At 67.0% G+C, this 25,488-nt stretch carries 32 protein-coding genes; 10 read left to right on the top strand and 22 right to left on the bottom strand.

Features of this window, described 5'->3' with window-relative positions; all coding sequences use genetic code 11:
• Nucleotides 1-9: 9 nt before the first annotated feature.
• The 7 genes from AC1RM6_RS17395 to hisB form a co-directional block, all read right to left on the bottom strand.
• A complete protein-coding gene (locus AC1RM6_RS17395; protein WP_493103423.1) occupies nucleotides 10-396 on the bottom strand; it encodes a histidine triad nucleotide-binding protein in 387 nt (128 codons plus the stop codon).
• Nucleotides 397-424: 28 nt separating this feature from the next.
• The gene (locus tag AC1RM6_RS17390; RefSeq protein ID WP_493103421.1) at nucleotides 425-745 is read right to left on the bottom strand and encodes a phosphoribosyl-ATP diphosphatase; all 321 of its coding nucleotides are present in this window, start codon (nucleotides 743-745) and stop codon (nucleotides 425-427) included.
• A 136-nt stretch (nucleotides 746-881) separates the two neighbouring features.
• Nucleotides 882-1,070: a PEP-CTERM sorting domain-containing protein gene (locus tag AC1RM6_RS17385; protein WP_493103420.1), complete on the bottom strand. Its 189-nt coding sequence runs from the start codon at nucleotides 1,068-1,070 to the stop codon at nucleotides 882-884.
• A 196-nt stretch (nucleotides 1,071-1,266) separates the two neighbouring features.
• On the bottom strand, nucleotides 1,267-2,028 hold the full coding sequence (gene hisF, locus AC1RM6_RS17380; protein WP_493103419.1) for an imidazole glycerol phosphate synthase subunit HisF: 762 nt from the start codon (nucleotides 2,026-2,028) through the stop codon (nucleotides 1,267-1,269).
• Nucleotides 2,025-2,768, bottom strand: a complete 744-nt coding sequence (hisA, locus tag AC1RM6_RS17375; protein ID WP_493103417.1) for a 1-(5-phosphoribosyl)-5-[(5-phosphoribosylamino)methylideneamino]imidazole-4-carboxamide isomerase — start codon at nucleotides 2,766-2,768, stop codon at nucleotides 2,025-2,027. The genes hisF and hisA overlap by 4 nt, the downstream gene beginning before the upstream one ends.
• Nucleotides 2,765-3,421: an imidazole glycerol phosphate synthase subunit HisH gene (gene hisH / locus AC1RM6_RS17370; protein ID WP_493103415.1), complete on the bottom strand. Its 657-nt coding sequence runs from the start codon at nucleotides 3,419-3,421 to the stop codon at nucleotides 2,765-2,767. The genes hisA and hisH overlap by 4 nt, the downstream gene beginning before the upstream one ends.
• Nucleotides 3,375-3,977: an imidazoleglycerol-phosphate dehydratase HisB gene (gene hisB / locus AC1RM6_RS17365; protein WP_493103413.1), complete on the bottom strand. Its 603-nt coding sequence runs from the start codon at nucleotides 3,975-3,977 to the stop codon at nucleotides 3,375-3,377. Before hisB ends, hisH begins: the two co-directional genes overlap by 47 nt.
• 131 nt (nucleotides 3,978-4,108) lie before the next feature.
• Between hisB and AC1RM6_RS17360 the strand changes: the two genes are divergently transcribed.
• From AC1RM6_RS17360 to fumC, 7 genes are all read left to right on the top strand, one after another.
• Nucleotides 4,109-4,591 carry an SspB family protein gene (locus tag AC1RM6_RS17360; protein ID WP_493103411.1) on the top strand — a complete coding sequence of 161 codons (483 nt, stop codon included), beginning with the start codon at nucleotides 4,109-4,111 and terminating at the stop codon, nucleotides 4,589-4,591.
• A 272-nt stretch (nucleotides 4,592-4,863) separates the two neighbouring features.
• Entirely contained in the window at nucleotides 4,864-5,073 is a 210-nt protein-coding gene (locus tag AC1RM6_RS17355; RefSeq protein ID WP_493103410.1) for a hypothetical protein, read from the top strand.
• Nucleotides 5,074-5,086: 13 nt separating this feature from the next.
• Nucleotides 5,087-6,448 (top strand): multinuclear nonheme iron-dependent oxidase, encoded by a 1,362-nt coding sequence (locus AC1RM6_RS17350; RefSeq protein ID WP_493103408.1) that lies wholly within the window; start codon nucleotides 5,087-5,089, stop codon nucleotides 6,446-6,448.
• 248 nt (nucleotides 6,449-6,696) lie between these two features.
• Nucleotides 6,697-7,770, top strand: a complete 1,074-nt coding sequence (locus AC1RM6_RS17345; RefSeq protein WP_493103406.1) for a 3-deoxy-7-phosphoheptulonate synthase — start codon at nucleotides 6,697-6,699, stop codon at nucleotides 7,768-7,770.
• 105 nt (nucleotides 7,771-7,875) lie between these two features.
• Nucleotides 7,876-8,628 (top strand): class I SAM-dependent methyltransferase, encoded by a 753-nt coding sequence (locus tag AC1RM6_RS17340; RefSeq protein WP_493103404.1) that lies wholly within the window; start codon nucleotides 7,876-7,878, stop codon nucleotides 8,626-8,628.
• 44 nt (nucleotides 8,629-8,672) lie between these two features.
• Nucleotides 8,673-9,917, top strand: coding sequence for a dicarboxylate/amino acid:cation symporter (locus AC1RM6_RS17335; protein ID WP_493103402.1), 1,245 nt, complete (start codon nucleotides 8,673-8,675; stop codon nucleotides 9,915-9,917).
• Between the two features lie 49 nt (nucleotides 9,918-9,966).
• Nucleotides 9,967-11,358: a class II fumarate hydratase gene (gene fumC / locus AC1RM6_RS17330; protein WP_493103400.1), complete on the top strand. Its 1,392-nt coding sequence runs from the start codon at nucleotides 9,967-9,969 to the stop codon at nucleotides 11,356-11,358.
• Nucleotides 11,359-11,574: 216 nt separating this feature from the next.
• Here the strand turns inward: fumC and rplT are convergent, their stop codons facing one another.
• Both rplT and rpmI read right to left on the bottom strand, forming a co-directional pair.
• Nucleotides 11,575-11,952 carry a 50S ribosomal protein L20 gene (gene rplT / locus AC1RM6_RS17325; protein WP_493103398.1) on the bottom strand — a complete coding sequence of 126 codons (378 nt, stop codon included), beginning with the start codon at nucleotides 11,950-11,952 and terminating at the stop codon, nucleotides 11,575-11,577.
• Nucleotides 11,953-11,966: 14 nt separating this feature from the next.
• Nucleotides 11,967-12,170, bottom strand: coding sequence for a 50S ribosomal protein L35 (rpmI, locus tag AC1RM6_RS17320; protein ID WP_149522988.1), 204 nt, complete (start codon nucleotides 12,168-12,170; stop codon nucleotides 11,967-11,969).
• Between the two features lie 156 nt (nucleotides 12,171-12,326).
• Between rpmI and AC1RM6_RS17315 the strand changes: the two genes are divergently transcribed.
• Nucleotides 12,327-14,468: an AsmA family protein gene (locus AC1RM6_RS17315; protein WP_493103396.1), complete on the top strand. Its 2,142-nt coding sequence runs from the start codon at nucleotides 12,327-12,329 to the stop codon at nucleotides 14,466-14,468.
• A 9-nt stretch (nucleotides 14,469-14,477) separates the two neighbouring features.
• On the opposite strand, the gene AC1RM6_RS17310 is transcribed toward AC1RM6_RS17315, so the two are convergent.
• From AC1RM6_RS17310 to AC1RM6_RS17255, 12 genes are all read right to left on the bottom strand, one after another.
• The gene (locus AC1RM6_RS17310; protein WP_493103394.1) at nucleotides 14,478-15,005 is read right to left on the bottom strand and encodes a GNAT family N-acetyltransferase; all 528 of its coding nucleotides are present in this window, start codon (nucleotides 15,003-15,005) and stop codon (nucleotides 14,478-14,480) included.
• Nucleotides 15,002-15,784, bottom strand: a complete 783-nt coding sequence (gene hisN, locus AC1RM6_RS17305) for a histidinol-phosphatase (RefSeq protein ID WP_493103392.1) — start codon at nucleotides 15,782-15,784, stop codon at nucleotides 15,002-15,004. Before hisN ends, AC1RM6_RS17310 begins: the two co-directional genes overlap by 4 nt.
• Nucleotides 15,785-15,862: 78 nt before the next feature.
• Nucleotides 15,863-16,459 carry a single-stranded DNA-binding protein gene (gene ssb, locus AC1RM6_RS17300; protein ID WP_493103390.1) on the bottom strand — a complete coding sequence of 199 codons (597 nt, stop codon included), beginning with the start codon at nucleotides 16,457-16,459 and terminating at the stop codon, nucleotides 15,863-15,865.
• 10 nt (nucleotides 16,460-16,469) lie between these two features.
• Nucleotides 16,470-18,332, bottom strand: coding sequence for a ferrous iron transporter B (gene feoB, locus AC1RM6_RS17295; protein WP_493103388.1), 1,863 nt, complete (start codon nucleotides 18,330-18,332; stop codon nucleotides 16,470-16,472).
• Nucleotides 18,329-18,601, bottom strand: a complete 273-nt coding sequence (locus tag AC1RM6_RS17290) for a FeoA family protein (protein ID WP_493103386.1) — start codon at nucleotides 18,599-18,601, stop codon at nucleotides 18,329-18,331. The genes feoB and AC1RM6_RS17290 overlap by 4 nt, the downstream gene beginning before the upstream one ends.
• Before the next feature lie 72 nt (nucleotides 18,602-18,673).
• Nucleotides 18,674-19,345, bottom strand: a complete 672-nt coding sequence (locus tag AC1RM6_RS17285; RefSeq protein WP_493103384.1) for a COQ9 family protein — start codon at nucleotides 19,343-19,345, stop codon at nucleotides 18,674-18,676.
• A 9-nt stretch (nucleotides 19,346-19,354) separates the two neighbouring features.
• Nucleotides 19,355-20,254 carry a DMT family transporter gene (locus AC1RM6_RS17280; RefSeq protein ID WP_493103382.1) on the bottom strand — a complete coding sequence of 300 codons (900 nt, stop codon included), beginning with the start codon at nucleotides 20,252-20,254 and terminating at the stop codon, nucleotides 19,355-19,357.
• A gap of 58 nt (nucleotides 20,255-20,312) precedes the next feature.
• Nucleotides 20,313-20,735, bottom strand: coding sequence for a 6,7-dimethyl-8-ribityllumazine synthase (gene ribH, locus AC1RM6_RS17275; RefSeq protein WP_493103380.1), 423 nt, complete (start codon nucleotides 20,733-20,735; stop codon nucleotides 20,313-20,315).
• A 43-nt stretch (nucleotides 20,736-20,778) separates the two neighbouring features.
• On the bottom strand, nucleotides 20,779-21,396 hold the full coding sequence (locus AC1RM6_RS17270; protein WP_493103378.1) for a riboflavin synthase: 618 nt from the start codon (nucleotides 21,394-21,396) through the stop codon (nucleotides 20,779-20,781).
• Nucleotides 21,397-21,402: 6 nt separating this feature from the next.
• On the bottom strand, nucleotides 21,403-22,356 hold the full coding sequence (gene ribD, locus AC1RM6_RS17265; RefSeq protein ID WP_493103574.1) for a bifunctional diaminohydroxyphosphoribosylaminopyrimidine deaminase/5-amino-6-(5-phosphoribosylamino)uracil reductase RibD: 954 nt from the start codon (nucleotides 22,354-22,356) through the stop codon (nucleotides 21,403-21,405).
• A gap of 28 nt (nucleotides 22,357-22,384) precedes the next feature.
• Nucleotides 22,385-22,702 carry a hypothetical protein gene (locus AC1RM6_RS17260; RefSeq protein WP_493103376.1) on the bottom strand — a complete coding sequence of 106 codons (318 nt, stop codon included), beginning with the start codon at nucleotides 22,700-22,702 and terminating at the stop codon, nucleotides 22,385-22,387.
• Nucleotides 22,703-22,798: 96 nt separating this feature from the next.
• On the bottom strand, nucleotides 22,799-23,440 hold the full coding sequence (locus AC1RM6_RS17255) for an energy transducer TonB (RefSeq protein WP_493103374.1): 642 nt from the start codon (nucleotides 23,438-23,440) through the stop codon (nucleotides 22,799-22,801).
• Between the two features lie 293 nt (nucleotides 23,441-23,733).
• Here AC1RM6_RS17255 and AC1RM6_RS17250 point away from each other — a divergent pair, with 293 nt between their 5' ends.
• A complete protein-coding gene (locus tag AC1RM6_RS17250) occupies nucleotides 23,734-23,877 on the top strand; it encodes a hypothetical protein (protein WP_493103373.1) in 144 nt (47 codons plus the stop codon).
• Between the two features lie 29 nt (nucleotides 23,878-23,906).
• Nucleotides 23,907-24,098, top strand: a complete 192-nt coding sequence (locus AC1RM6_RS17245) for a PspC domain-containing protein (RefSeq protein ID WP_493103372.1) — start codon at nucleotides 23,907-23,909, stop codon at nucleotides 24,096-24,098.
• Nucleotides 24,099-24,135: 37 nt separating this feature from the next.
• On the opposite strand, the gene AC1RM6_RS17240 is transcribed toward AC1RM6_RS17245, so the two are convergent.
• Entirely contained in the window at nucleotides 24,136-25,458 is a 1,323-nt protein-coding gene (locus tag AC1RM6_RS17240) for a glutamate--tRNA ligase (RefSeq protein ID WP_493103572.1), read from the bottom strand.
• Nucleotides 25,459-25,488 lie beyond the last annotated feature (30 nt).

Here is a 25,488-nt window from a genome sequence, read left to right as displayed (position 1 = left end):
CCGGGCAAATCACCCGTCTTCGCGCGGGATCATCGCACGGAACTGGCGCCCGCCGAACAGATGGACATGGAGGTGCGGAACCTCCTGATGGCCATGTTTGCCGATATTGGCGAGCAGCCGGTAACCGGGCTCGACCAGTTCATTCTCGCGCGCGACATGACCGACCGCGCGGACGAAGCCCGAAATCTCGCGATCCGACGCGTTGGCGCTGAAATCGTCCCACGACACATAAGGGCCCTTGGGGATCACCAATATGTGGACCGGCGCCTGCGGGTTGATGTCGTGGAAGGCGAGCGCATGCTCGTCCTCATAGACCTTCCGGCTCGGAATCTCGCCGCGCAGGATCCGCGCGAAGATATTGCCGTCGTCATAGGGAAGGGTGGCATCGATCGGCATGGAAACTCCATTGATCTGGGTTGGATGATCAGCCTTTCGGGCGCGCGGCCTTTTCGGCAAGCCCGGACATCCCCTCGCGACGATCGAGCTCGGCCATCACCTCGGCGACCGGTACCCCCTGGTCCGCCAGCAACACGGTCAGATGGAAGAGGAGGTCGGCGGCTTCACCGACGAGACCCGCGCGATCGCCGGCCATCGCCGCGATCACCGCCTCGACCGCTTCCTCGCCGAGCTTCTGCGCGATCTTCGGAGTACCCTTCGCGAAAAGCGAGGCGACATAGGATGACCCGGGATCGGCGGCCTTGCGCGCGATGACGGTCGATTCGAGCCTGGAGAGGGTATCGGACATGCCGCGGTACATCGGGAGACGCGCGACAAAGGTCAAATCCTATATGGCGCACGCGTACCGGACGAAAATCCGGCGCAATTTGCGACACCCGCCCGCCCCCCCGAGCGGACGGGTGTCGACTAACCAGAGCAAACGCTTATCGCGGCGGCTGATCCGAAGGATTGCCGCGTTTCCGGCTCGCATAGCGGCCGACGACCAGACCAAGGACCCCGAGGCCCATGATACCGAGCGCGCTTGGTTGCGGGAGTTCAGGCAGCCATTGGTCGACATCGAGCCAGCCAGCCCAGGCCGGCGACGTCACGCCGATCATGGTCACCAATGCCATCAACCTGAACGCCATCCTCGTCATCGAGCTGCCTCCCCCAGAGGGCGCGACGCACCCGGATGGTTCCCGGGACGTTTACCGCAGGAATCGTGCCAGCCGGTGAAGAGGCACGGTTTACCGGCCTTTAACAATTTACAATCGCCTGCAATCGGTGGCGGGTGTAAAGACTGCCGACAGTTTCGCGGCAAAACCCCGGTCAGCTGCGGACGGGCAGTCCCGCACGGCGCAGCGCCGCGCGCGCCTCGGCAACGCTATACTGCCCGAAATGGAAGATCGAGGCCGCCAGCACCGCGCTCGCGCCGCCGCGCACCACTCCGTCGACGAGATGGTCAAGATTCCCGACACCACCGCTGGCGATCACCGGCACCGACACCGCATCGGCGACCGCGCGCGTCAGCGCGAGATCATAGCCGTCGCGGGTGCCGTCGCGATCCATCGAGGTCAGCAATATCTCGCCGGCGCCGAGTTCGGCGAGGCGGCGGGCATGATCGACCGCGTCGATCCCGGTCGGCTTGCGCCCGCCATGGGTGTAGATTTCCCATTTGCCCGGGCCGGTCGCGCGCGCGTCGATCGCGCCGACCACGCATTGCGCGCCGAACCGGTTGGCCATGTCGGCGCACAGTTCGGGCCGGGCGACCACCGCCGAATTGACCGCGACCTTGTCGGCCCCGGCGAGCAGCAGCGCGCGGGCATCCTCGACGGTACGCACCCCGCCGCCGACGGTCAGCGGCATGAAGCAGACCGCGGCGGTGCGCGCGACCACATCGATGATCGTGCCGCGCCCCTGATGGCTGGCGGTGATGTCGAGGAAGCACAGCTCGTCGGCCTCGGCCGCATCATAGACCCGCGCCTGCTCGACCGGATCGCCGGCATCGGCGATGTCGACGAAGTTCACGCCCTTGACCACCCGGCCATTGTCGACGTCGAGGCAGGGGATGATGCGGACGCGGACGGTCATGCAGGCCGTCCGGTCCGGGCGACCCGGATCGCCTCGGCGAGATCGAGACGGCCGTCATAGAGCGCACGGCCGGTGATCACGCCTTCGATGCCGTCGCCGGCATGCGGCAGCAGCGCGTGGACATCGTCGATCGAGGCGACCCCGCCGCTGGCGATCACCGGGATCGAGGCATGCCGGGCGAGCGCGACGGTCGCCTCGACATTGCAGCCCTTGAGCAGCCCGTCGCGGCCGACGTCGGTGAACAGCAATGCCGCGACCCCGGCATCGGCAAAACGATCGGCGAGATCGTAGATGCTGACCGTCGAGACATCGGCCCAGCCGTGGGTCGCGACGAAGCCGTCGCGCGCATCGACGCCGACGACGATGCGGCCGGGCAGATCCTTCGCGGCGCCCTTCACCAGGTCGGGATTTTCGAGCGCGGCGGTGCCGATGATCACCCGCGAGACGCCGAGCCCGAGCCAACGGTCGATGCCGGCGCGGTCGCGGATGCCCCCGCCGAGCTGGACCTTGCCCGGAAAGGCCTTGAGGATGCCCTCGACCGCCGCGGCATTGACCGCCTTGCCGGCGAAGGCGCCGTCGAGATCGACGACATGGAGCCAGTCCGATCCCTGGTCGGCGAAGCGCTTCGCCTGGCCCGCCGGATCGTCGCCATAGATGGTCGCGCGGTCCATATCGCCTTCGAGCAGGCGCACGACCTGTCCGCCCTTGAGATCGATCGCCGGGAAAATCGTGAAACTCATGGCTTCCACTTCAGGAATCGGTCGAGAAAGGCGAGGCCATAAGCTTGGCTCTTCTCGGGATGGAACTGCGCGCCGACGATCGTGTCGCGCCCCACGGCGGCGACGATCGGGCCGCCATGATCGGTGGTCGCGATCATGTGCAGCGGATCGGCGACCTCGAAAGCGAAGCTGTGCAGATAATAGGCCTCGCCGGGCACGATCAGCGGGTGCGGGGTCGCGGGCCGGACATCGTTCCAGCCCATATGCGGAATCTTGAGCGCCGGATCGGCGGGCACCATCATCCGCACGTCGCCGGCGATCCACCCCAGCCCTGGGGTGCTGCCGAATTCATGCCCGGCATCGGCGAGCAGCTGCATGCCGACGCAGACGCCGAGGAAAGGTCGCCCCTTGCCGAGCACGGCCTCGCCCATCGCCTCGACCATCCCGGGAATCGCCACGAGCCCGCCCATGCAGGCGGCGAAGGCCCCGACCCCGGGCAACACCACGCGATCGGCGGTGCGGACCAGTTCGGGATCGGCGGTGACGGTCGGATGGCCCCCGGCCGCCTTCAGCGCATTTTCGACCGACCGCAGATTGCCCGCGCCATAGTCGATGAGCGCGATCGTCTCAGACACCCGCGCCCCCAAGCATACCCTTGGTCGACGGGATCGCATCGGCCTTGCGTGGGTCGATCTCGACCGCCATCCGCAGCGCCCGCGCCAGCCCTTTGAAGCAGCTCTCGACGATATGATGGTTGTTGCTGCCGTAGAGATTCTCGACATGCAGGGTGATGCCCGACGCCTGCGCGAAGCTCTGGAACCAGTGCTCGATCAGTTCGGTGTCCCATTCGCCGAGCCGCTGGCTGGTGAAGCCGACCTTCCAGACGAGCCAGGGCCGGGCCGAGATGTCGAGCGCGACCCGGGTCAGCGTCTCGTCCATCGGCGAATAGGCCTGACCGTAGCGGGTGATGCCACGCTTGTCGCCGAGCGCCTTGGCCAGCGCCTCGCCGATCGCGATGCCGCTATCCTCGGTGGTGTGGTGCTGGTCGACATGAAGATCGCCCGCGATCCGGACCTTGAGGTCGATCAGCGAATGGCGCGAAAGCTGTTCGAGCATATGGTCGAGAAAGCCGATGCCGGTGGCGACGTCGTAGACGCCGGTGCCGTCGAGATCGAGTTCGACCGCGATATCGGTTTCATGGGTCTTGCGTGTGATCGTCGCCGTCCGCATGGCCTGCCCTATATATTGCCCGCCCATATGTTGCCCCGGGGTCACACCGGAACGGCGCCGCTATAGCGGCTCGGGCTCATGCTGCAACGCACGACTTGACCCCGCCATCCCCAACGTTCACCTACGGCATTATGAGCGACCAAGCGCCCGACAGTCTGATTCCCTACGACGAGATCGTACAGGAGGCCCTGCGTGCGGTGGTCGGCCGCGTGCTCGGCGAAGTCGAGAGAAATGGCGGCCTGCCCGGCGAGCATCATTTCTACATCACTTTCAAGACCCAGGGCGTCGGAGTCGATATCCCCCGGCATCTCCAGGAGCGTTTCCCCGACGAGATGACGATCGTCATCCAGAACCGCTTCTGGGATCTCAAGGTCAAGCCCGAGGGCTTCGAGGTCGGCCTGTCGTTCAACCAGGTTCCCGCCAAGCTGATCATCCCGTTCGCGGCGGTAACCGGCTTCGTCGATCCGGCGGTCAATTTCGCGCTGCAGTTCCAGTCGCAAGCCGACGACGATGGCGAGGAAGTCGGCCACAGCAGCGGTAGCAACGATGTCCCCGTCCAGCCGGTCGAGGATGGATCGAACGTCGTTTCGATCGACTTCACCCGCAAGAAGTAGGTCGCGCTACCGACGCTTCCATAGCCGTCATGCTGAACTTGTTTCAGCATCCACTCTTCCCCTCGGGATCGCGCCCCTGTCGCACGGTGGACCCTGAAACAAGTTCAGGGTGACGAGGGAAATGGGCAGCGCATGGCACAAGAGCCTCGAAAGAAAATCGATTGGCTGCATGATGTTGGCGTGACCGGGCTCACGGTTTCGCCGAATCGATGATCCTATTGTGCGCTTGTCGCCCGGAGTTGGGGGCGACGGGTAACAGTAGGAGAAGTTGCATGGCTACTCTGCAAGACCGGGCAGTGACCGTCCGGCTGGCCGCCCCGCTCAAGGGCGTCGATCAGGTGCACAAGGTGATCGACAATGTCCTGGGGCATCTCGGATGCGCCGCCTGTCTGTCGGGGTTCGACATCCGCTTCACGCATGAGTTCGAACTCGCGGTCAATCCGCGCACGTTCGAAGTCGGCGCGCTCGCGGTCGCTCGCTGATATGGCCGCGCCCGTGCCTTCGCTTGGGCCGGGCGCGGTCTATCTGCCGGCGCTCGACGAGATCTTCCGCCGGCACCCTGACCTGATTCGGGTCGCCGAGGTCGAGCCGCAGACGATGTGGATCCGGTCGACCGCGCCGGGAGCCTTTCCCCGTGGCAGCGCGACCACGATCGCCCGACTCGCCAGCCTGCCCCAGGCGAAGCTGCTGCATGGCGTCGGCGCCCCGCTCGCCGGCCGCTGGTGCGACCAGCATCGCCATATTCCCGAATTTCTCCACTGGATGGATCGGCTTTCCACGCCCTGGACCAGCGAGCATCTCAGCCTGCTCGACGTCAATGTCCGCGGCGAGGGCCTGCCGCTCGGTTTCCTGATGCCGCCCTGCCAGAGCGAGGAGGGCGCGGCGCTGGCCGCCGCCAATATACGGCGCCGGCGCGATGCGATCGGCGGGCCGATCGCCTTCGAGACCGGGGTCAGCTATTTCGCGCCGCGCAAGAGCGAGATGCCCGACGGCGCCTTTCTCGCCAGCATCGCCGAGCAGGCCGATTGCGGCATATTGCTCGATCTCCACAATCTCTGGGCGAACGAGCGCAACGGCCGCGGCAGCATCGCCTCGGTGATCGATGCGCTGCCGCTCGACCGGGTGTGGGAGGTCCATCTCGCGGGCGGCGAAGCGCATGGCCGCTGGTGGCTCGATGCGCATGGCGGCGCGATCGATCCCGACCTCGTGGCGATCGCCGCCGAGATCATGCCGCATCTGCCCAATGTCGGGGCGATCCTGTTCGAGATCGCGCCCGATCGCGCCGAGCGCTTCGGCGAGGTCGCGTTGCTCGAGCAGATCGAGACGCTGCACCGGCTATGGGAACGGCGCCCGCCCGAACCGCGCCCCGTCGACCGCCACCCCGCGCCGGTCTGGCTGCGTAGCACCCCCGGAATCAGCGTGCGCGAATGGGAAGGCGTGATCGCGCAGGCCATGCTGCCCGCCGCCGCCGGAACTGCAGCGCCGCATGCCACCGACGAGGCCGCCGGTTTCGCCGCCGACCCCGGCTTCGACCTCTACCGCGCGCTGGTCGACCGTTTCCGCCGCGGGGTGATGACCAGCCTGCTCAGCCATGCGATGCGCCTGCTCGTCGCCGCCCTCGACGGCGAAGCGCTCGACCGCCTGTTCGCCGACTATGCCGCCTGCGTGCCGCCGTCGCTCTACGCCAGCGACGAAGCCATCGCCTTTGCCGCCTGGCTCGCCGAGCGCGACCTCGATATCGCCGAATTGCCCGCGGTGCTGGCGTTCGAGGCGGCGGTGCTGCGTTCGATCGTCGACGAGACCGAACTGGTGGTGACCGAGACCGACCTCGCGGCACTGGCCTTCGCCCGCGCCTGACGGGGCGCTCCCGCGCGGTCGAGATCTGTCGCCGCCGCGCGGATGGACATCGGCGCGATTCGGACATAGCATGGCGCCATGATCCTCGCCGCCAGCCAGTTTTATTTTTGGTATTTCGGCACTCCGACGCCCCTGGCGCCGGCAGAGGATCGCTCGGCCTAAGTTCAACCAAGCCGAACCTCCCGCCAGCCGCCAGGGACCTGGCGGCTTTTTCATGTCCGCCAGCTCCCGATCCCAAGGAGCCCGACATGCACGACACCACCCACGATCTTCGCATCCTTCGCCTCGACCCGCTCCCGCCGCCGGCGGCGCTGATCGACGCAGCCCCCGCCAGCCCGGCCGTCCGCGATCTCGTCGGCGGCACCCGAACCGCCATCCACGACATATTGGCGGGGACCGACGATCGGCTGACGGTGATCATCGGTCCTTGCTCGATCCACGATCCGCACGCGGCCATCGACTATGCCCGTCGCCTTGCGGCCGAGCGGAAGCGCCATGCGGGCGAACTCGAGATCCTGATGCGGGTCTATTTCGAAAAGCCGCGCAGCACGGTCGGCTGGAAGGGGCTGATCAATGATCCCGATCTCGACGGGAGCTTCAGGATCGACAAGGGGCTGCGTATCGCGCGCGGACTGCTCCTCGACATCGCCGCGCTCGATCTTCCGGCCGCCTGCGAATTTCTCGATGTGACCACACCGCAATATGTCGCCGATCTGGTCGCCTGGGGCGCGATTGGAGCGCGTACCACCGAGAGCCAGATCCATCGCGAAATGGCGTCGGGCCTGTCCTGCCCGGTCGGATTCAAGAACGGCACCAACGGCGATGTGAAGGTGGCGGTCGATGCCGTGCTGGCCGCCCGCCATCCGCATCATTTCCTGGCGGTCGACCGCGACGGCCGCGCCGCGATCGCGACGACCAGCGGCAATGAGGATGCCCATGTGGTCCTGCGCGGCGGCCGCGCGCCGAACTACGATGCCGAATCGATCGCGGCCGCCTGCACCGAACTCGCGCGGGCGGGCCTGGCCGAGCGGCTGGTCGTCGACGCCAGCCATGGCAACAGCGGCAAGCGTCACGAGAATCAGCCCGGCGTCGTCGACAGTCTGTGCGATCAGATCGCTATCGGCGAAGACCGGATCGCCGGCGTGATGATCGAGAGCCATCTGGTCGCCGGACGCCAGGACCAGATCGCCGGCCGACCGCTGACCTATGGCCAATCGATCACCGACGCCTGCGTCGACTGGGACAGCTCGGTCGACCTGCTCGACCGGCTCGCGCTCGCCGTCCGGCAGCGGCGCGGCCTGCGTGCGCGAAGCGCGGCATGACACGGTTCGACCAACGGGCGATCCGCATCGACCAACCGCGCGATGCCGGGATTGCGCGGTGACGTCGCGCCCAACATCATGCGCGGTCCGTCGAAGGAAATGTCCATGCGCTTGCCCGTCCTGATCGCCAGCCTCGCGCTCGGTCTCTGCACTCCAGCCATCGCGGCGGCACCCGACCTGGCCGCCGCGGTGGCGCGCGCCGATCGACCGGCCGATGCGATAGCGCTCGACACCGGGCGCAAGCCCGTCGAGACCCTCGCCTTTCTGGGTTTGAAACCGGGGATGAAGGCGGCCGACCTGATCACCGGATCGGGCTATTGGGCCGAGATCATGGCGGGCGCGGTGGGATCGAAGGGCAAGGTCACCGCCTTCGAGCCGACCCAATTCTACACCACCCCCGACGAGCAGAAGGTGCTGGCGGCCTTGCAGGCCCGCCGCCCCGGCATCGTGCTGGTCCGCTATCCGTTCGAGGGCTTCGCCGCCGCGCCCGCCAGTTTCGACTTCGCGATGATGAGCCTCAACTATCACGATCTCTACTGGGAATCGGCCCAGTACAGGATCCCGCATACCGACCCGGCCGCCTTCCTCAGGACGCTCTATGCCGCGATGAAGCCCGGCGGAATCGTCGGGATCGTCGACCATGTCGGGCCGGCGGGCGACACCCGCGCGATCGTCGACAAGCTGCACCGCATCGATCCGGCGACGGTGAAGGCCGATTTCAAGGCCGCCGGATTCCTGTTCGATGGCGAGAGCCCGATCCTCGCCAACCCGGCCGACGATCACAGCAAGCTGGTGTTCGATCCCGCGGTGCGCGGCCATACCGACCGTTTCCTGTTCAAGTTCCGCAAGCCCCGATAATCGCCGTTTGACGCGGGCCGGGGGACCGCTAGTCTCGCCGGCGAATGTCCCAGACCGCCCGGATCCTGATCGCCCTTCTCGCCGGCCTCGCGCTCGGCACGATCGGCATCCGGCTCGGCTGGCAGGATGCGGTCGCGGTCGCCGAGCCGATCGGCTCGCTATGGCTCGACGCCCTGCGGATGACGGTGGTGCCGCTGGTGGTCGCGCTGCTGGTGACCGGCATCGCCCGCACCGCCGACAGCGCACGCGGCGGGCGGCTCGCCTTCCGATCGGTCGCGCTGTTCGTGCTGCTGCTGTGGACCTCGACGCTGATCGCGGCCTTCCTAGTGCCTGCCCTGCTCGAGCTCTGGCCGATGCCGGCGCAGGCCGCCGCCGCGCTCAACGAGGCGCTTGGCCAGGCCCATCCGACCGTCGCCGCGGCCCCCGGCCTCGCCGATTTCCTCAAGACGATCGTACCGTCCAACCCGCTCGCCGCCGCGGTCGACGATGCGATGCTGCCGCTGATCCTGTTCGTGATGCTGTTCGCGATCGCCACCACCCAGATCGAGGCCGACCTGCGCGACCGGATCACCGGCCTGTTCGCGGCGATCGAGGCGGCGATGCTGGTCATCGTCGGCTGGGTGCTGTGGATCGCCCCGATCGGCATCTTCGCGCTCGCCTTCGTGGTCGGGACCAAGGCCGGCACCGCGGCGATCGGCGCGCTCGCCCATTATATCGTCATCGTCTCGAGCGCGGGCCTTGCCGCCTGGGCGCTCGCCTATCCGATGGCGCTGTTCGGCGGGCGGGTCGGGCTGATCCGCTTCGTCAAGGCGGTGGCCCCCGCCCAGGCAGTCGCGATCAGCACCCAGAGCTCGCTCGCCTCGCTGCCGGCGATGCTCAAGAGCAGCGCCCAACTCGGCGCCCCGGTCGAGGCGGCGGGCATATCGCTGCCGATCGCGGTCGCGATCTTCCGGATCACCAGCCCGGCGATGAACCTTGCGGTCGCCATCTATGTCGCGCACTGGTTCGGCATTTCGCTGAGCTGGGGGGCGATCGCCGCCGGCGCGGTGGTCGCGGGGACGACCACGCTCGGCACGATCAGCCTGCCGGGACAGGTCAGCTTCCTGACCTCGATCACTCCGATCGCGGTCGCGATGGGCGTCCCGCTCGAGCCGCTCGCGCTGCTGATCGCGGTCGAGATGATCCCCGATCTGGTGCGCACAGTCGGCAATGTGACGATGGACGTCGCCGCGACCACCGCGCTCGCGCGCTGGAATGGTGCGCAGGAAACCGCGGCAAAGCTGGAATAAGCGCGCGGCCGCGCTATCTCTCTGGTCCCCCTCGATCAGGAGCATGACCATGGCCGACACCCGCACCGAAACCGACAGCTTCGGGCCGATCGAGGTGCCGGCATCGGCCTATTGGGGCGCGCAGACCCAGCGATCGATCGAGAATTTCCCGTTCGGCGCGCGCGAGCAGATGCCGCTCGGCATCGTCCATGCGCTGGCGATCGTAAAACGCGCCGCCGCGATCGTGAACCGGCGCCATGGCCTCGACGCGGCGCTGGCCGACGCGATCGAAGCGGCCGCCACCGAGGTGATTGACGGCGCGCTCGACGAGCATTTCCCGCTGGTGATCTGGCAGACCGGATCGGGCACCCAGAGCAACATGAACGTCAACGAGGTGATTGCCGGCCGCGCCAACGAGGCGCTGACCGGCACCCGCGGCGGCAAGAAACCGGTCCACCCCAACGATCATGTCAACATGAGCCAGTCGTCGAACGACAGCTTTCCGACCGCGCTCCACATCGCCGCGGCCCGCGCGGTCCATGACCGGCTCTATCCGGCGCTCGACCTCATGCTCGCCGAACTGCTGCGCAAGGTCGAGGCGTGGGACGATATCGTCAAGATCGGCCGTACCCATCTGCAGGACGCGACGCCGCTGACCCTGGGCCAGGAATTTTCGGGCTATGCCGCGCAGCTGATCGCCTGCCGCAAGCGGCTCGAGGGCGCGACCAATGGCGGGATCATGAAGCTCGCCCAGGGCGGCACCGCGGTCGGCACCGGACTCAACACCCCACCCGGCTTCGGCGAGGCGATCGCCGCGGTGATCGCCGATCTGACCGGCCTGCCGTTCGAGACCGCGCCGAACAAGTTCGAGGCGCTCGCCGCGAACGATGCGCTGGTCCATCTGTCGGGGACGCTGTCGACGCTCGCGGTCGCGCTGACCAAGATCGCCAACGACATCCGCCTGCTCGGGTCGGGCCCGCGCTCGGGCCTCGGCGAACTGGTTCTTCCCGAGAACGAGCCCGGCAGCTCGATCATGCCGGGCAAGGTCAACCCGACCCAGTGCGAGATGCTGACGATGGTCGCGGCACAGGTGATCGGCAACCACCAGGCAGTGACGGTCGGCGGCCTCCAGGGCCATATGGAGCTCAACGTGTTCAAGCCGCTGATCGGCGCCAATGTCCTGCGCTCGATCGACCTGCTCGCCACCGGCATGGAAAGCTTCACCGAACGCGCGCTGGCGGGGATGGAGCCCGACCGCAAGCGCATCGCCGATCTGGTCGGCCGCTCGCTGATGCTGGTCACCGCGCTCGCCCCCGAGATCGGCTACGACAATGCCGCCAAGATCGCCAAGCACGCCCATCATGAAGGGCTGACGCTGAAGGAGGCCGGGCTGGCGCTCGGGCTGATCGACGAGGCGACCTTCGACCGGGTGGTGCGGCCGGAGGCGATGGTCGGGCGCTGATATCCCTCTCCCACTTGGGAGAGGGAGGGAGCCGCGTAGCGGCGGAAGGGTGAGGGCAAGCTTTTCCATTTACGTAACGCGTGGGGAAGCGTGCCCTCACCCTTCCCACGCCTTCGGCGCGGGCCCCTTCCCTCTCCCCTGCAGGGAGAGGGAAAAAGAAAAAGGGCGCGGTGACCATCGCCACCGCGCCCTTCTATCTTGCAGTCCTACGAAGACTTACGCCGCGACGCGGGCGTCCTCGGGGAGAGCGGCCTTCGCCTGCGCGATGATAGCGGAGAAAGCTCCACCCTCGTGCATGGCGAGATCGGCCAGGACCTTCCGGTCGAGTTCGACGCCGGCCAGCTTCAGGCCGTGCATGAACACGCCATAGGTCAGGCCCTCGGCGCGGACCGCGGCGTTGATACGCTGGATCCAGAGCGCGCGGAACGAACGCTTCTTAACCTTGCGGTCGCGATAGGCGTACTGGCCGGCCTTCTCGACGGCCTGCTTGGCGATACGGATCGTGTTCTTGCGGCGGCCATAATAGCCCTTCGCCTGATCAAGAACCCGCTTGTGCTTGGCGTGGGTGGTTACACCCCGTTTGACGCGTGCCATCTAACGGCCCTCCCTCAGTTCAGGCCGTACGGCGCCCAGAGCTTCACGCGAGCCGTATCGGCGTCGGCGAGAACACTGGTGCCACGATTCTGGCGGATATACTTGGCGTTGTGGCTGATCAGGCGGTGGCGCTTGCCGGCGACACCGTGCTTGATCTTACCCGTTGCCGTGAGCTTGAAGCGCTTTTTGACGCCGCTCTTGGTCTTGAGTTTGGGCATTTTCGTCTCCTGTCTAGCGACGTTTGCAGATGGCCACGGCAGCCCATACCGGCCGGACCATCCATCAAATCGCGGAAGCGCGGGCCTATAAGGGGCTCGGCCGCCGATTGCAACCTCGAAGGAACAACCCCCGCATCCCAAGGGTTTCAGCGGGTCATGGTAGTAGAGCCCCACCCTCCGATCAGCGTTCCCGAGACGGTCGCTGCGCCCGATTCTCCCCGGGCCGGGCGCCCGCGCCGCCGCGCGGATACCGCGATCGCGGTCGGATTCGCGATCCTCGCGACGATCCTCGGGCTGATCGTGCTTGCCTGGACGATCCTCTACGTCACCAAGGGCCGATTCCTCAAATCGACCTTCGAATCCTTCGCCAGCCGCATGGCCGAACGCGACATCAGGGTCGCGGGCGACTTCCAGTTCTATTTCGACATCATCGACGCGCATTTCCTCGCCGACGGGATGACGATCTCCAATCCGAAGGGCCAGAGCTGGCCGACCAAACCCAATTTCTTCGAGGCGCGCCACATCGAGAGCCGGATCAAGACGATCCCGCTGATCTTCGGCGAGCGCCGCGCCGACTGGCTGGTGCTCGACGGCGGCCGGGTCGATGCCGAGTGGAACGCCAAGCGCCAGAACACCTGGACCTTCGGCGATCCGAACAAGAAGGGCGAGCCGTTCCTATGGCCGGTGATCGGCCGCGCCGCGGTCACCGACACCCAGGTCCGCTATATCGACCCGCAGCTGTTCCTGAAGACCGAGATCAAGGTCGGCACGGTCCGCGCGGGCGGCACCGAGATCCAGGGCAAGGTGCCCTTCACCGGCGACGGTACGCTGCGCGGCAAGCCCTTCACGATGGACGGCGCGATCCTGTCGCCCAATTCGACGGTTACCTTCGGGCGGACCCAATTCGAGATGCATGCCAAGTCGGGGCCGACCTATCTCGATCTGAACGGCACCCTGCCCGCCGCCACCCAGATCGAGGGATCGGACCTCAATCTGAAGGTGCGCGGATCCAATATCCGGCTGCTGTTCGACTTCCTCGGCGTCGCCGCCCCCGACACCCGCGCCTACACCTTCACCTCGAAGCTGACCAAGGCCGGCGACGAATGGCGCTTCACCCGGATAAACGGCCGCTATGGTGCCAGCGACCTCCACGGCAAGATGACGATCAGCTTTCCGAAAGATCGGCTGTTTCTCGATGCGGTGCTCGATTCGAACCTGGTCGACATCATCGATGTCGGGCCGTTCATCGGCTATGCGCCCAATGCGCTGGCGGCACAGGGCCCGCAGGCCGCGGTCGCCCAGACCGGCGGCACCCCGCGCATCCTGCCCGACGCGCCGCTCCGGATCGAATCGATCAAGAGCTACGACGCGCATATCCTCTACAAGGTGAAGGATTTCAGGAATCCCAAATTCCCGATCTCCGACGTCGATCTGACCTTCGATCTCGACCACAGCCTGATGAAGCTGTCGCCGCTGACGATGACTGTGGCTGGCGGCCGTCTCGCCTCCGACATCTCGATCGACGCGCGGGTGCCGTCGGTGATCACCGAATATGACATCCGCCTGTCGCCGACCCCGATGGGCAAGCTGCTCGCCGGCTTCGGCGTCGAGCAGGCAGGCACCACCGGCACGATCAAGGCGCGGATCCAGATGAAGGGCACCGGCGATACGCTGCGCGATTCGCTGGGCAGCTCGAATGGACGGATCGCTATCATCCTGCCGCGCGGCACTTTCTGGACCAAATATATCCAGCTCAGCGAGTTCGACCTCGGCGTGTTCGTCCAGCGGCTGTTCCAGGACAAGCTCAAGAAGCCGGTCCAGATCAATTGCGGCCTTATCGGCTTCACCGTCCGCAACGGCGTCGCCGCCGCCGATCCGATCCTGATCGACACCGACAAGAATGTGATGACCGCGAAGGGCGGCTTCAGCTTCAAGGACGAGAGCCTCGACATGGCGTTCCGCGCCGACGGCAAGAAGTTCAGCCTGTTCTCCGGCCAGTCGCCGGTCGGCATCAAGGGCTATTTCGCCGCGCCCGGCATCAATATCGTCAGTCCGCAGCTGCTCACCCGCGGTGCGGTCGGCGTCGGCCTGGGTGTGGTCGCAAGCCCGCTCGCCGCGGTGCTGGCGTTCGTCGATCCGGGCGACGCCAAATCGGCGGCATGCGGCCCGATCCTGGCCGGCGCCAACGCCGCCGCGCAGCGCACCACCAAGGGCGATCCGCGCAAGGACACCGGCAAGGTCAGCGAGAATCGCCAGCAGGCCGGGGATCGCAAGCAGCCGAAGACGATCATCAAATAAGGCGATCGCTCAGTCGCGACGGAAAATATATTCCTCGTCGTACCAGCTTCCGACCTTGAAGCGGTAATCACCGACCTTGGCGAAACCGCGCTTCGCATAGACCGCCTGAGCGCGGGCATTGCCCGACCAGACGCCGAGCCAGATCGGCCCGGGCCGGGTCCGCGCGAGATGATCGAGCGACAGGTCGAGCAGCTTGCCGCCAAGACCCAGTCCCTGCGCCGATTTGAGCGCGTAGAGCTGGTAGAGTTCGCCGGCGTCCTCGGTCACCTCGGGGTGCGGCAGCTTGCAGCCCCCCACCTGGGCATAGGCCAGCAACCCGCCCTCGCCCTCCGCGACCCAGGTCGCGCGCGAAGGATCCGCGATCTCACGCGCGATGACATCGGGCGCATAGGATTCGGCCTCGAACGCCGTGAGGTCGGCGGGCGGATAGGGGATCGCGAAACCGCCTACGAGAAAGGTCTGGCGGAAGGTCTCGAGCTTGAGGGCGGCCAGTGCCACAGCATCGTCGATACGCGCCGCGCGGATCGTCACGCTCATGCGAGGATATCCATGATCGGATCGATCAGCGCCGGGTTGCCCGCGGCGATGACATCGCCGTCGCTCGACCGGCCTAGCGGCCGGCCGCGCCAATCGGTCATCCGGCCGCCCGCGCCTTCGACCACCGGCACCAGCGCCGCGAAATCATAGAGCTTCAGGCCCGACTCGACGACGATGTCGAGATGGCCGCTGGCGACCAGGCCATAATTATAGCAGTCGCCGCCATAGACCGGTCCCTGGCGCAGATTGCCCGACGGCGCACAGGCGCGGCCGAGCGAGAGGAAGCGCTCGATCTCGTCGTCGGCGAACAGATGCGGGCTGGTCGTCGCCAACAGGCTGCCGGCGAGTTGCTCGGCCTTGCGGGTGGTGCAGGGACGGCCGTTGAGGGTGGTGCGCCCGCCCGTTCCAAGCCAGCGCTCGCCCGCGATCGGCTGGTCGATCACGCCCAGTATCGGCCGGTCGTTCTCGATCAGCGCGATCAGCGTGCCGAAGATCGGCCGACCTGCGGTGAAGCTGCGGGTGCCGTCGATCGGGTCGAGCACCCAGATCCGGCGCGCATCCTCGCGCTCGACGCCATATTCCTCACCGATGATGCCGTCGCCCGGGCGCTCGGCGGCGATGATCGCGCGCATCGCCGCCTCGGCGGCGCGGTCGGCTTCGGTCACCGGCGACGCATCGGGCTTGATCTCGCTGGCGAAAGCGGCGCGGAACAGCGGCCGGATCGCCGCCCCGGCAGCGTCGGCGAGGCGTTCGGCGAGGCGGATATCGTCGTCGGTCATGCGGCGCCCATCCCTGTCCCGGGGATCAAGTGCAAGGTCGAAATGAAAAGGCGGCGCCGAAGCGCCGCCAAAAAGATCTCAGAACGGAACGTCGTCGTCGAGATCGCTGTCGAACGGATCGGGCTTGCGCGCCGGCTGGGCACCGCCGCCGCGGTTGCCGCCACCAAAGGACGAACCACCGCCGCCGAACGACGATCCGCCGCCACCGCCACCGAAGCCGGTGCCACCGGCATAGCCGCCGTCGTCATCGCCCCAGCCGCCGCCACTGCTGCTGCTGCTGCTGCTGCCACCGCCGCCGGATCCACCGCCCGAGCCGCGCTCGCCGGGACCGTCGAGCATGACCATCACCGCGTTGAAGCCCTGGAGCACGACCTCGGTCGAATAGCGCTCCTCGCCCTTCTGATCGGTCCATTTGCGGGTCTGCAGCGCACCCTCGAGATAGACCTTGCTGCCCTTGCGCAGATAGCGTTCGGCGACACCCGCCAGCGCTTCGTTGAAGATCGCGACCGAATGCCATTCGGTCTTTTCCTTGCGATCGCCGGTGTTGCGATCCTTCCACGATTCGGAGGTGGCGATCCGCAGATTCACCACCTTGCCGCCGTTCTGGAAGCTGCGCGATTCGGGATCGCGGCCCAGATTCCCGACCAGGATCACCTTGTTCACGCTGCCTGCCATCAATGCTCTCCTAAAGGCCCAAAGCCGTCGCGACCCAATATGTCGCGCCGGCGGCGACGTACGCCAAGGCAAAGAGATAGGCTAGCATGAAGCTCGTCCATTTCCAGCCATTGGTTTCGCGGCGGACGACCGCGATGGTGGAAATGCACTGGGGCGCGAACACGAACCAGACGAGGAAAGCGAGCGCGGTCGGCAACGGCCAGCGGCCCTCGAGCCGATCCTGCAGCGACTGTTCCTGCTGCGCCTCGTCGTCGCTGCTCACCGCATAGACCGTGGCCAGCGCCGATACCGCGACCTCGCGCGCCGCCATCGCCGGGATCAGCGCGAGCGCGATGTCGCGATTGAAGCCTATCGGACGCACGACCGGCTCGAGCCCGTTGGCGATGCGGCCGGCGATCGAATAGTCGATCGCGGGCTGGTCATAGCCCGCAGGCGGCTTGGGATAGGAGACGAGCAACCACAGGATCACCGTGGTGAAGGCGATAATCGTGCCGGCGCGCTTGAGGAAGATGATCGCGCGCTGCCACAGGCCCAGCGCGACGTCGCGCCATGCCGGCATCTGATATTTGGGCATCTCCATCATGAAGCCCGGCGGGTCGCCCTTGGTGACGGTGCGCCGCAGGATGAAGGCCGCGGCCATCGCTCCGAAGATTCCGAGGAGGAAAAGGCCGAATAGCACCAAACCTTGCAGGCCGATCCAGGGCGCAACGTCGCGATCGGGAATGAACGCCCCGATGATCACCGCATAGACCGGTAGCCGCGCCGAACAGGTCATCAGCGGCGCGATCAGGATCGTCGTCAGCCGATCTTTGGGATCGTCGATCGTCCGCGTCGCCATGATGCCGGGAATCGCGCAGGCGAAGGACGAGAGCAGCGGGATGAAAGCGCGGCCCGACAAGCCGACCCGCGCCATCAGATGGTCCATGATGAAGGCAGCGCGGACCATGTAGCCGCTCGCCTCGAGGACCAGGATGAAGAAGAAGAGGATCAGGATCGGTGGCAGGAACACCACCACCGCGCCGACACCAGCGATAAGTCCGTCGACGATCAGCGAATGGAAGAAGCCTTCGGGCAAGGCGTCACCGATCATCACGCCCAGCGCCTCGATCCCCTCACCCATCAAGTCAGCGGGTATCTTGGACCAGGAAAATACCGCTTGGAACATCACGAACATGATCAGGAACAGCAGGATCGGACCAATGATCGGATGGAGAGCGACCGCATCTGCCCGATGCGTCCAACGCCGCGTGAAATTCTCCTCGGTAGTCGCGGCGACCGCGATCGCGCGCGCACGCCGCTGGAGCCCCACGACATCGTCATGGAAGATCGCCGCCTCGCCCGTGGACAAGCGCGGGCCGCCGGTGGCGATCAGGCCGATCGCCGCCTTGAGCTCATCGAGCCCCTTCTTGCGCACCGCGACGGTCGGGACCACCGGCACGCCGAGTTCCGCCGAAAGCTTGTCGACGTCGATCACCAACCCGTCGCGCGCGGCCATGTCGACCATGTTGAGCGCGACCACCACCGGCAGGCCGAGCGCGATCAGTTGCAATGCGAAGCGGAGATGATTGTCGAGATTGGTCGCGTCCATGACGACGATCAGCGCCGAGGGCAGGCGCTCGCCCTCCTGCTTGCCGAACAGCACGTCGCGGGTCACCGCCTCGTCGGGGCTCGACGGGATCAGGCTGTATGTGCCGGGCAGGTCGATCAGTTCGACCGGGCGGCCATCGGCCAGCGCCATCCGGCCCGACTTCCGCTCGACGGTGACGCCGGGATAGTTGCCGACCTTCTGGCGGGCGCCGGTCAGGGCGTTGAACAGGGCGCTCTTGCCGGCATTGGGGTTGCCGACGAGCGCGATCAGCGGTGTGGCGTTCATGGCTTGACCAGTTGCTCCACCGCGATCGCCGCCGCCTGGGCGCTGCGCAGCGCCACCGTCATCCGGCCGATCCGGCAGGCGATCGGATCGGCGCCGAACGGCCCCTTGTGGAGCTTTTCGACGCCGACACCCTCATCGACGCCCAGTTCGCGCAGGCGGCGGGCGTCCTTCTCGTTCAGCATCGACCAGTCGATCGATGCGATCGTGCCGCAGACCCTGAGCGGCATCTTGTCCAGAGGCACCGTGAGCGGGCCGGCATGCATGTTCATGCTGCGAGTGATTATCAATAGAGCGACACGAAGGCCAGCATTATCGGTGGCCGCGTCGCTGCCGCCAACCGGCTATTCCTGGATGCGGTAACGCAGCCGGCCGAGGAAGCGGGCGGGGCTGAAATGCCGGTCGGGATCGGGCTTCCATTGCGCCTTGAGCTTTTCGAAGCTCATGACGTTGTCGATCCGACGATCGAGGAAGGCGGCGGTGTCGGCAAAGCCTTCGCTGTCGTCGTCGATCCACGCGAGCATCGTCGCGGCATAGACCGCCGACAGGGTGGTACGCTTGCTGTACCAGGCGAAGTCGACGCTGCTGTCGCCAGCGGTCCGCCACATCGCGTCGGCGGCGCGCCAGACCAGCCGCGCCGACAGCGCGGCATTGCCGGGCCGGGCGAGGATGAGATGCGCACGGCGCAGCGCATCGGGAAAGGCGCTGGCCAGCGCCAGCCTTTCCCAGACGAGCGCGCGAATCCGAGCGCGAATCTTCATCGCCTTGACCCGCTCGGGCGGAAAGGCCGTCGCCATCGCCCGGTCGATGCTCGCGAACCAGGCATCGATCATCTCGGTGGCGCCGCCCGGAAAACATAAAGCCGCGCGGTCGGCGGGGACGCCGAGTTCGGCCGCGGCGGCGGCAAGCGCGACGTCGCTCCAGCCGTCGAACACCGCCTGTGCGGGCAGCACGACCGCCAGCGCCTCGCGCAGTTCGTCGAGGGTCATGTCGATCGGGGCGATGGTCGTATCCATGAGCGTGCCTTAAGCCGTTTCACCGCCCCGCGCATCCCCCTGCCGAACGAGGACAAGCGCGATACAGATGGCGACAGCGCCGACGAGATCGGCGGTCGCAAGCCGCTCGTCATAAAACTCCCAGCCGATCGCCCCGGAGATCACCGGCTGGATCAGGAAGCCGAGCCCGATGACGAGCGGCGGGAGATGGCCGATCGCATAGATCAGCAACCCCTGCCCGATCACCTGGCTGCCGAGTGCGAGCATGATCAGCGGCCCCCAATGGGTCGGCCAGATCGTCGGCTCCATCAGCAGCGCCGCCGCCAGCACCGGCCCGGCCCCGACCGCGGTCGACAGCAGCAGCGTCGGCAGCGGTTGCAGCCGGCCGCGCGCACGGTCCATCGCGATCAGATAAACGGTGTAGCAGACCCCCGCGAAGATGCAGAGCGCATCGCCCGCGAGATTGGCAGCCGACATCTCATAGGACCTGCCGAGCAACAGCGCCGCACCGACCGCGGCGAGCGACAGCGCGATCGCCTGGTTGCGGCTCGGCATCCGCCGGGCGATCACCAGCCCGTAGATCGCGAAGCTGAAGATCGCGATATTGCCGAACAGGGTGGCGTTGGCGAGCTTGGTCCTGAGAATGCCGAGATGCCAGGCGGCGAGGTCGGCCGCGAAGAACAGGCCGGCGGCGAGCACGACCGCCAGCAATCCGCCGCCGAGCCGCGGCATCGGCTGGCGCGCGACCCTGAGCAGGATCAGCAGCATCGGGATCGCCAGCGCGAGCCGCCAGAAGGCCGAACTGACCGGCCCGACATCGGCGACCCGCACGAACAGCGGCCCGAAGGCGAGCAGGACATTGCTCGCCACCATCGCCGCGAATCCGCGCGCGGCGGTCGGCGGCTTCAGGGGCGAGGCGGTGTTGTCCATGAACCCGCCTTAAACCGCCGTTTCCGGCGCGCAATAGCGTTGGGACGCGCGGTGCGACCTATCCCCCGAACTTCTCGCGCAGCGCGAGCATCGCCAGCGCCGCCTTGGCGGCCTCGCCGCCCTTGTCCTTCTCGGTCTTGCGCGCGCGGGCGAGCGCCTGCGCTTCGTCCTCGACGGTGAGGATGCCGTTGCCGATCGCGATCCCGTCCATCGACAGCGCCATCAGCCCGCGTGCACTTTCGTTCGAGACCACCTCGAAATGATAGGTCTCGCCGCGGATCACGACGCCGAGCGCGACGAAGCCGTCATAGCGGCCGCTCTCGGCCGCCATCGCGATCGCGCCGGGGATCTCCAGCGCGCCGGGCACGGTGACGGTCTCATGCTTGTGGCCGGCCTCTTCGATCGCCTCGCGCGCACCGTCGATCAGCAGGTCGTTGAGGTGGTCGTAGAAGCGCGCCTCGACGATCAATATCTTCGCCATCGGGCGATCTCCTTATGCAATAGATGAGCGGACGGACCGGCGGTCAGGCCGCGAACTGCTTCCGCAACTGGTCCATCCGCCCCAGATAGCGCGCCAGCACGTCGATCTCCAGATTGACGCTGTCGTGCAGTTGCGCCGCCCCCAGGGTCGTGACCGCGGCGGTGTGCGGGATGATGTTGAGTCCGAACAGGGTCGATCCGTCGGGCTGATCGGCGATGCTGTTCACGGTCAGCGAGATGCCGTCGACCGTGATCGATCCCTTCGGCGCCAGATAGGGCGCGAGTTCCTTCGGCGCGACGATGTCGATCCGGTGCGAATCGCCCTCGACCGCGATCGCGGCGACCGTGCCGACGCCATCGACATGGCCGGTGACGATATGACCGCCCAGTTCGTCGCCGAGCCTGAGCGAGCGTTCGAGGTTGAGCCTGGTGCCCGCGGCCCAGCGCCCGCCGGCGGTGCGGGACACGCTTTCATGGCTGACGTCGACCGAGAACCAGTCGGGGCCCTTCTCGACGACGGTCATGCAGGCGCCCGAACAGGCGATCGACGCGCCGATGTCGATGCCGCCGGTGTCATAGCCGCAGGCGATCGTGACATGCAGGTCGCCGCGTTCCTCGACCTGGGTGATGGTACCGATATCGGTGATGATTCCTGTGAACATGGCCCCTTATGACCGCACCCGATCATGGATGTCGAGCCGATCCGCGCCCAGCATCCGCGACTCGACCTGCCGCCAGCGGCCATGGGCATCGCCGAGATCGGCCAGACCGATATCGCCGATCGCGGCCTTGCCCGCCCCGATCAGGATCGGCGCGCGGTAGATCAGCAGCCGGTCGACCAGGTCTTCGCGCAGGAAAGCCGCCGCGACCCCTGCCCCGCCTTCGACGAACAGATGGTCGCAGGCGTCGAGCGCCCCGATCCGATCGGGACCGTCCAGCGCGATCCAGCCGTCGGGCGCCCGCCCCCGGCCGAGCACCGCCCGGCGCGGGCCGCGGTCCTCGAGCCCCGGCAGACGCACGTCGAGCCGTGGCGCGTCGGCCTCCAGCGTCCCGCGGCCGACCAGGATGACGTCGGCGCGGGCACGCTCGAGATGGGCGTGCGCGCGCGCGGGCGCGCCGGTGATCCAGCGGCTCGACCCGTCCGCCATCGCGATCCGGCCGTCGAGCGAGAGGCCGAGCTTGAGGGTGACGTGCGGACGGCCGAGCGCCTGCCGGGTGAAGAATCCGGCCATTGCCTTGCGCGCCGCCTCGGCCTCGACATTGAAGATGGTGTCGATGCCGGCCGCGCGCAGTCGCTCGATCCCCTGGCCGTTGGTGCGCGGATCGGGATCACCGGCCGCGATCACCACCCGCGACGGGCGCGCCGCGACGATCAGATCGGCACAGGCCGGCCCGCGGGACGACACATGGGCGCAGGGTTCGAGCGTCGCATAGAGCGTGGCGGCGGCGAGATAGGAATGTGCCGCCTGCTCCAGCGCCATCGCCTCGGCATGCGGGCGGCCGCCGGGCTGGGTCCAGCCGCGGCCGATGACATGCCCGTCGCTGACGATGATGCAGCCGACTGCGGGATTGGGCGCGGTCCGTCCCTGGCCGCGCATTCCCAGCGCGATCGCCGCGCGAATCCAGCGCCGGTCGGCCGCCGGGTCGGGGCTATTCAATGCCCATCTTGTCGGCGAGCCGCTGCCATTCCTTGCGCTTCGCCTCGCGGCGCGCGTCGAGATCCTTCTGGTCGGCGATGTTCTGCTTGCGGATATCGTCGTCGGTGCGGTCGGCGGCGAACTCCTGGACGTAGATGAGCTGCGGCTTGGGCGGCTCCTTCTTCGAGTCCACGTAGAAACCGGCCATGATGATCACCGGCATCAGGATGGCGACGCCGCCGGCGACGAATTTGTGCCGCTCGCCCCCTGCAAAGAAGGCCTTGAGATCGGCGAGCAGGACGCCGGGGCGCGAAGGACGGGGAAGGGCCATGCCGACAGGATAGGCGGACTCGCGCCGAGGCGGCAAGGGCCCGGCGTCCCCTATGGGGTCCGCCGGGCCGCAGGCCTCCCTCCCTGGCCTCGGATTCTAGCTTTCGACCTTGAAGCGGACGGTCAGCGTCCGCCAGCTTTCGACCCGCACGCCGTCGCGGGTGGCCGGCTTGAACCGCCAGTAGCGCAGCGCCTGGCGCTCGGTGGCGTCGAAGAAGGCCGGCTCGGTTGCCGAGACCTTTTCGACCTGATGCACGCGGCCGTCGGTACCGATCAGGATGCGCACCGTTGCCGAGCCTTCGATATCGGCACGGAGCAGCGCCGGCGGATAATCGGGCTGGAAGCGGTTCGCGGCACCGGGCTCCATCGTCGCCGTGACGAATACCGGATCGGGCACGGGCTTGACGGGCTCGGAACCGGCGCCATCGCTGATGGTGGGCGGCTCGATGTTCCGAACGAAGATCGGCCCCGGGTCGACAGCGATTGGCGGGACGACGGACTTGACCACGTCTACCTGGTCCTGACGTGCCACAGGCTTGGGCGGTGGTAATTTGTCGGGCTCGGGAGGAACCGTATCCTTGATGTTGTCCGCGATCGTCACAATCGGGATGAACGGCACGACCTGCGGCCCCTTGGCGAGCAGCACCGCGACGATCGCCGCGGCATGGCCCGCGATGACGAGCGCGATACCAGTCTTGTTGGTCTTGCGGGGTTCGTAAAAGCCGCCTTGCGCCACCATATCGGTCTCCTTCTCCGGACGCGGCGGCGTTGAGGCCGCTCGCAGGACCGATGATACAATGTATCGCAAATTACACCGTGAGCGAAAATTACTAACCTGTAGTTTTGCGGAGTTGGCGAAATTTCCCAATTTCCATGGTCGAAAAATCCCAAATTTTCGCGATTTTTTTTCGATAATCGCCGCGCGACACGCGTAATATCGAGAAAAATCAGCCTTTCGTCGAATTGGCACGGCTCCTGCAATGTTGGGAGCATCAACCGCACAGCGGACCAGATCGACGAGGGAGCAAGACGATGACCGATTTCACGATGAGCGACACCAAGAGGTTTCTGCTCGCCGCCGGCGCCGCGATGCTGCTGAGCGTCGCCTGCCTCTCCGCCGCGCTCAGCCCCGCCAATGCCGCGCCGGTTTCGGCCTGCGGGCTGGCGATGCTCTGAACCCACCCTGTTTCACAAAGGAAATTGCCATGACCAACGCATTCCGCCTCAACAAGACCGACGGCAAGTTCATGGGCGTCTGCGCCGGACTCGCCGACTATAGCGGCATCGACCTGATGCTGATCCGGGTCGGCCTGGTGCTGCTGACCCTGTGTGGGGTCGGATCGACGATCCTGCTCTATCTGCTCGTCGGCCTGGTCGCCCCCAAGGCCGGCTACTGATCGACGGGCAGCGAACGGGATGCCGCGAAGCGTCCGCTCAGGCCCGCAGCCGCTCCAGCGCCCGCGCCCTGCCGATCAACGGCAGCAGCGCGTTCATGTCGGGCCCATGATCGAGCCCGGTGAGTGCGCGGCGCAACGGCAGGAACAGTGCCTTGCCCTTGCGGCCGGTCGCACTGCCCAGTGCGGCGGTCAGCGCCTTCCAGGGGCCGTCGGACCAATCGACCGTGTCGGCGATTTCCGCCGCCCGGTCGAGGAAATCGCGGTTCTCCGCCGCCACGCTCGCCACGATCGGACCTTCGACCACCGCCCACCAGACGGCGGCTTCGGCCACCGTCGACAGATTGGGGCGGATCGCCTTCCAGGCGGCCTCGTCCATTGCCGCCGGCAGGCGGCCGGCCACCGCGCCATAGTCTAGCTGGTGGATGATCCGTGCGTTGAGGCTCTTGAGTTCCTCGGGATCGAAGCGCGCCGGCGCACGACCGAAGCGCGCGAAATCGAGACTCGCGATCAGCGGCGCGGGGTCGGTGACCGGCTCGACCGGCAGGCTGGTGCCGATCCGCGCCAGCAGCGCGGCGATCGCCAGCGGTTCGATCCCTTCCTCGCGAAAGGCGTCGCAGCCGAGCGATCCCAGCCGCTTCGACAGCTTGCCCTCGGCGCCGGTCAGCAGTGCCTCATGCGCGAAGACCGGCGGCTCGGCGCCGAATGCCGCGAACATCTGCAACTGCAGCCCGGTGTTGGTGACATGGTCCTCGCCGCGCACGACATGGGTCACCCCCATGTCGATATCGTCGATCGCGCTCGGCAGCATGTAGAGCCAGCTGCCATCGGCACGACGGATCACCGGATCGGACAATAGACGCGGGTCGAGGTGCTGCGGACCGCGGATCAGGTCGTCCCAGGCGATCGGCGCAGCATGGTCGAGCTTGAACCGCCAGTGCGGGCTGCGCCCCTCGGCCTCGAACGCGGCGCGATCGGCGTCGCCCAACGCCAGCGCGGCACGATCGTAGATCGGCGGCAGGCCGCGCCCGGCGAGGATCTTGCGCTTGAGTTCGAGTTCCTGCGCGGTCTCGTAGCAGGGATAGACCCGGCCCGCCGCGTGCAGTTCGTCGAACCGCGCCTGGTAGAGCGCGAAGCGGTCCGACTGGCGCGTCTCGGCATCGGGCACGAGCCCCAGCCAGCCGAGATCGGCGCGGATCGCGTCGGCATATTCGGCGGTGGAGCGCTCGACATCGGTGTCGTCGAGCCGGAGCAGAAAGCGCCCGCCCTGCTTGCGCGCCCACATCCAGTTGTGAAGCGCGGCGCGGATATTGCCGACATGGAGACGGCCGGTCGGAGACGGTGCAAAACGGGTGACGATCATCTCCGCCCGCATAAGCGTATCCGCCCGCGC

It is taken from the genome of Rhizorhabdus sp. GW822-FHT03C02 (assembly GCF_058801765.1).
Note: the sequence above shows the minus strand (reverse complement) of the source record. Positions and strands in the feature narration are given on the sequence as shown.

What these genes read in the sequence shown, in the direction of transcription:
- AC1RM6_RS17395 (WP_493103423.1), bottom strand. Translation starts at nt 396, where the DNA reads ATGCCGATCGATGCCACCCTTCCCTATGACGACGGCAATATCTTCGCG.
- AC1RM6_RS17390 (WP_493103421.1), bottom strand. Translation starts at nt 745, where the DNA reads ATGTCCGATACCCTCTCCAGGCTCGAATCGACCGTCATCGCGCGCAAG.
- AC1RM6_RS17385 (WP_493103420.1), bottom strand. Translation starts at nt 1,070, where the DNA reads ATGGCATTGGTGACCATGATCGGCGTGACGTCGCCGGCCTGGGCTGGC.
- hisF (WP_493103419.1), bottom strand. Translation starts at nt 2,028, where the DNA reads ATGACCGTCCGCGTCCGCATCATCCCCTGCCTCGACGTCGACAATGGC.
- hisA (WP_493103417.1), bottom strand. Translation starts at nt 2,768, where the DNA reads ATGAGTTTCACGATTTTCCCGGCGATCGATCTCAAGGGCGGACAGGTC.
- hisH (WP_493103415.1), bottom strand. Translation starts at nt 3,421, where the DNA reads ATGCGATCCCGTCGACCAAGGGTATGCTTGGGGGCGCGGGTGTCTGAG.
- hisB (WP_493103413.1), bottom strand. Translation starts at nt 3,977, where the DNA reads ATGCGGACGGCGACGATCACACGCAAGACCCATGAAACCGATATCGCG.
- AC1RM6_RS17360 (WP_493103411.1), top strand. Translation starts at nt 4,109, where the DNA reads ATGAGCGACCAAGCGCCCGACAGTCTGATTCCCTACGACGAGATCGTA.
- AC1RM6_RS17355 (WP_493103410.1), top strand. Translation starts at nt 4,864, where the DNA reads ATGGCTACTCTGCAAGACCGGGCAGTGACCGTCCGGCTGGCCGCCCCG.
- AC1RM6_RS17345 (WP_493103406.1), top strand. Translation starts at nt 6,697, where the DNA reads ATGCACGACACCACCCACGATCTTCGCATCCTTCGCCTCGACCCGCTC.
- AC1RM6_RS17340 (WP_493103404.1), top strand. Translation starts at nt 7,876, where the DNA reads ATGCGCTTGCCCGTCCTGATCGCCAGCCTCGCGCTCGGTCTCTGCACT.
- AC1RM6_RS17335 (WP_493103402.1), top strand. Translation starts at nt 8,673, where the DNA reads ATGTCCCAGACCGCCCGGATCCTGATCGCCCTTCTCGCCGGCCTCGCG.
- fumC (WP_493103400.1), top strand. Translation starts at nt 9,967, where the DNA reads ATGGCCGACACCCGCACCGAAACCGACAGCTTCGGGCCGATCGAGGTG.
- rplT (WP_493103398.1), bottom strand. Translation starts at nt 11,952, where the DNA reads ATGGCACGCGTCAAACGGGGTGTAACCACCCACGCCAAGCACAAGCGG.
- rpmI (WP_149522988.1), bottom strand. Translation starts at nt 12,170, where the DNA reads ATGCCCAAACTCAAGACCAAGAGCGGCGTCAAAAAGCGCTTCAAGCTC.
- AC1RM6_RS17315 (WP_493103396.1), top strand. Translation starts at nt 12,327, where the DNA reads ATGGTAGTAGAGCCCCACCCTCCGATCAGCGTTCCCGAGACGGTCGCT.
- AC1RM6_RS17310 (WP_493103394.1), bottom strand. Translation starts at nt 15,005, where the DNA reads ATGAGCGTGACGATCCGCGCGGCGCGTATCGACGATGCTGTGGCACTG.
- hisN (WP_493103392.1), bottom strand. Translation starts at nt 15,784, where the DNA reads ATGACCGACGACGATATCCGCCTCGCCGAACGCCTCGCCGACGCTGCC.
- ssb (WP_493103390.1), bottom strand. Translation starts at nt 16,459, where the DNA reads ATGGCAGGCAGCGTGAACAAGGTGATCCTGGTCGGGAATCTGGGCCGC.
- feoB (WP_493103388.1), bottom strand. Translation starts at nt 18,332, where the DNA reads ATGAACGCCACACCGCTGATCGCGCTCGTCGGCAACCCCAATGCCGGC.
- AC1RM6_RS17290 (WP_493103386.1), bottom strand. Translation starts at nt 18,601, where the DNA reads ATGAACATGCATGCCGGCCCGCTCACGGTGCCTCTGGACAAGATGCCG.
- AC1RM6_RS17285 (WP_493103384.1), bottom strand. Translation starts at nt 19,345, where the DNA reads ATGGATACGACCATCGCCCCGATCGACATGACCCTCGACGAACTGCGC.
- AC1RM6_RS17280 (WP_493103382.1), bottom strand. Translation starts at nt 20,254, where the DNA reads ATGGACAACACCGCCTCGCCCCTGAAGCCGCCGACCGCCGCGCGCGGA.
- ribH (WP_493103380.1), bottom strand. Translation starts at nt 20,735, where the DNA reads ATGGCGAAGATATTGATCGTCGAGGCGCGCTTCTACGACCACCTCAAC.
- AC1RM6_RS17270 (WP_493103378.1), bottom strand. Translation starts at nt 21,396, where the DNA reads ATGTTCACAGGAATCATCACCGATATCGGTACCATCACCCAGGTCGAG.
- AC1RM6_RS17260 (WP_493103376.1), bottom strand. Translation starts at nt 22,702, where the DNA reads ATGGCCCTTCCCCGTCCTTCGCGCCCCGGCGTCCTGCTCGCCGATCTC.
- AC1RM6_RS17255 (WP_493103374.1), bottom strand. Translation starts at nt 23,440, where the DNA reads ATGGTGGCGCAAGGCGGCTTTTACGAACCCCGCAAGACCAACAAGACT.
- AC1RM6_RS17250 (WP_493103373.1), top strand. Translation starts at nt 23,734, where the DNA reads ATGACCGATTTCACGATGAGCGACACCAAGAGGTTTCTGCTCGCCGCC.
- AC1RM6_RS17245 (WP_493103372.1), top strand. Translation starts at nt 23,907, where the DNA reads ATGACCAACGCATTCCGCCTCAACAAGACCGACGGCAAGTTCATGGGC.
- AC1RM6_RS17240 (WP_493103572.1), bottom strand. Translation starts at nt 25,458, where the DNA reads ATGATCGTCACCCGTTTTGCACCGTCTCCGACCGGCCGTCTCCATGTC.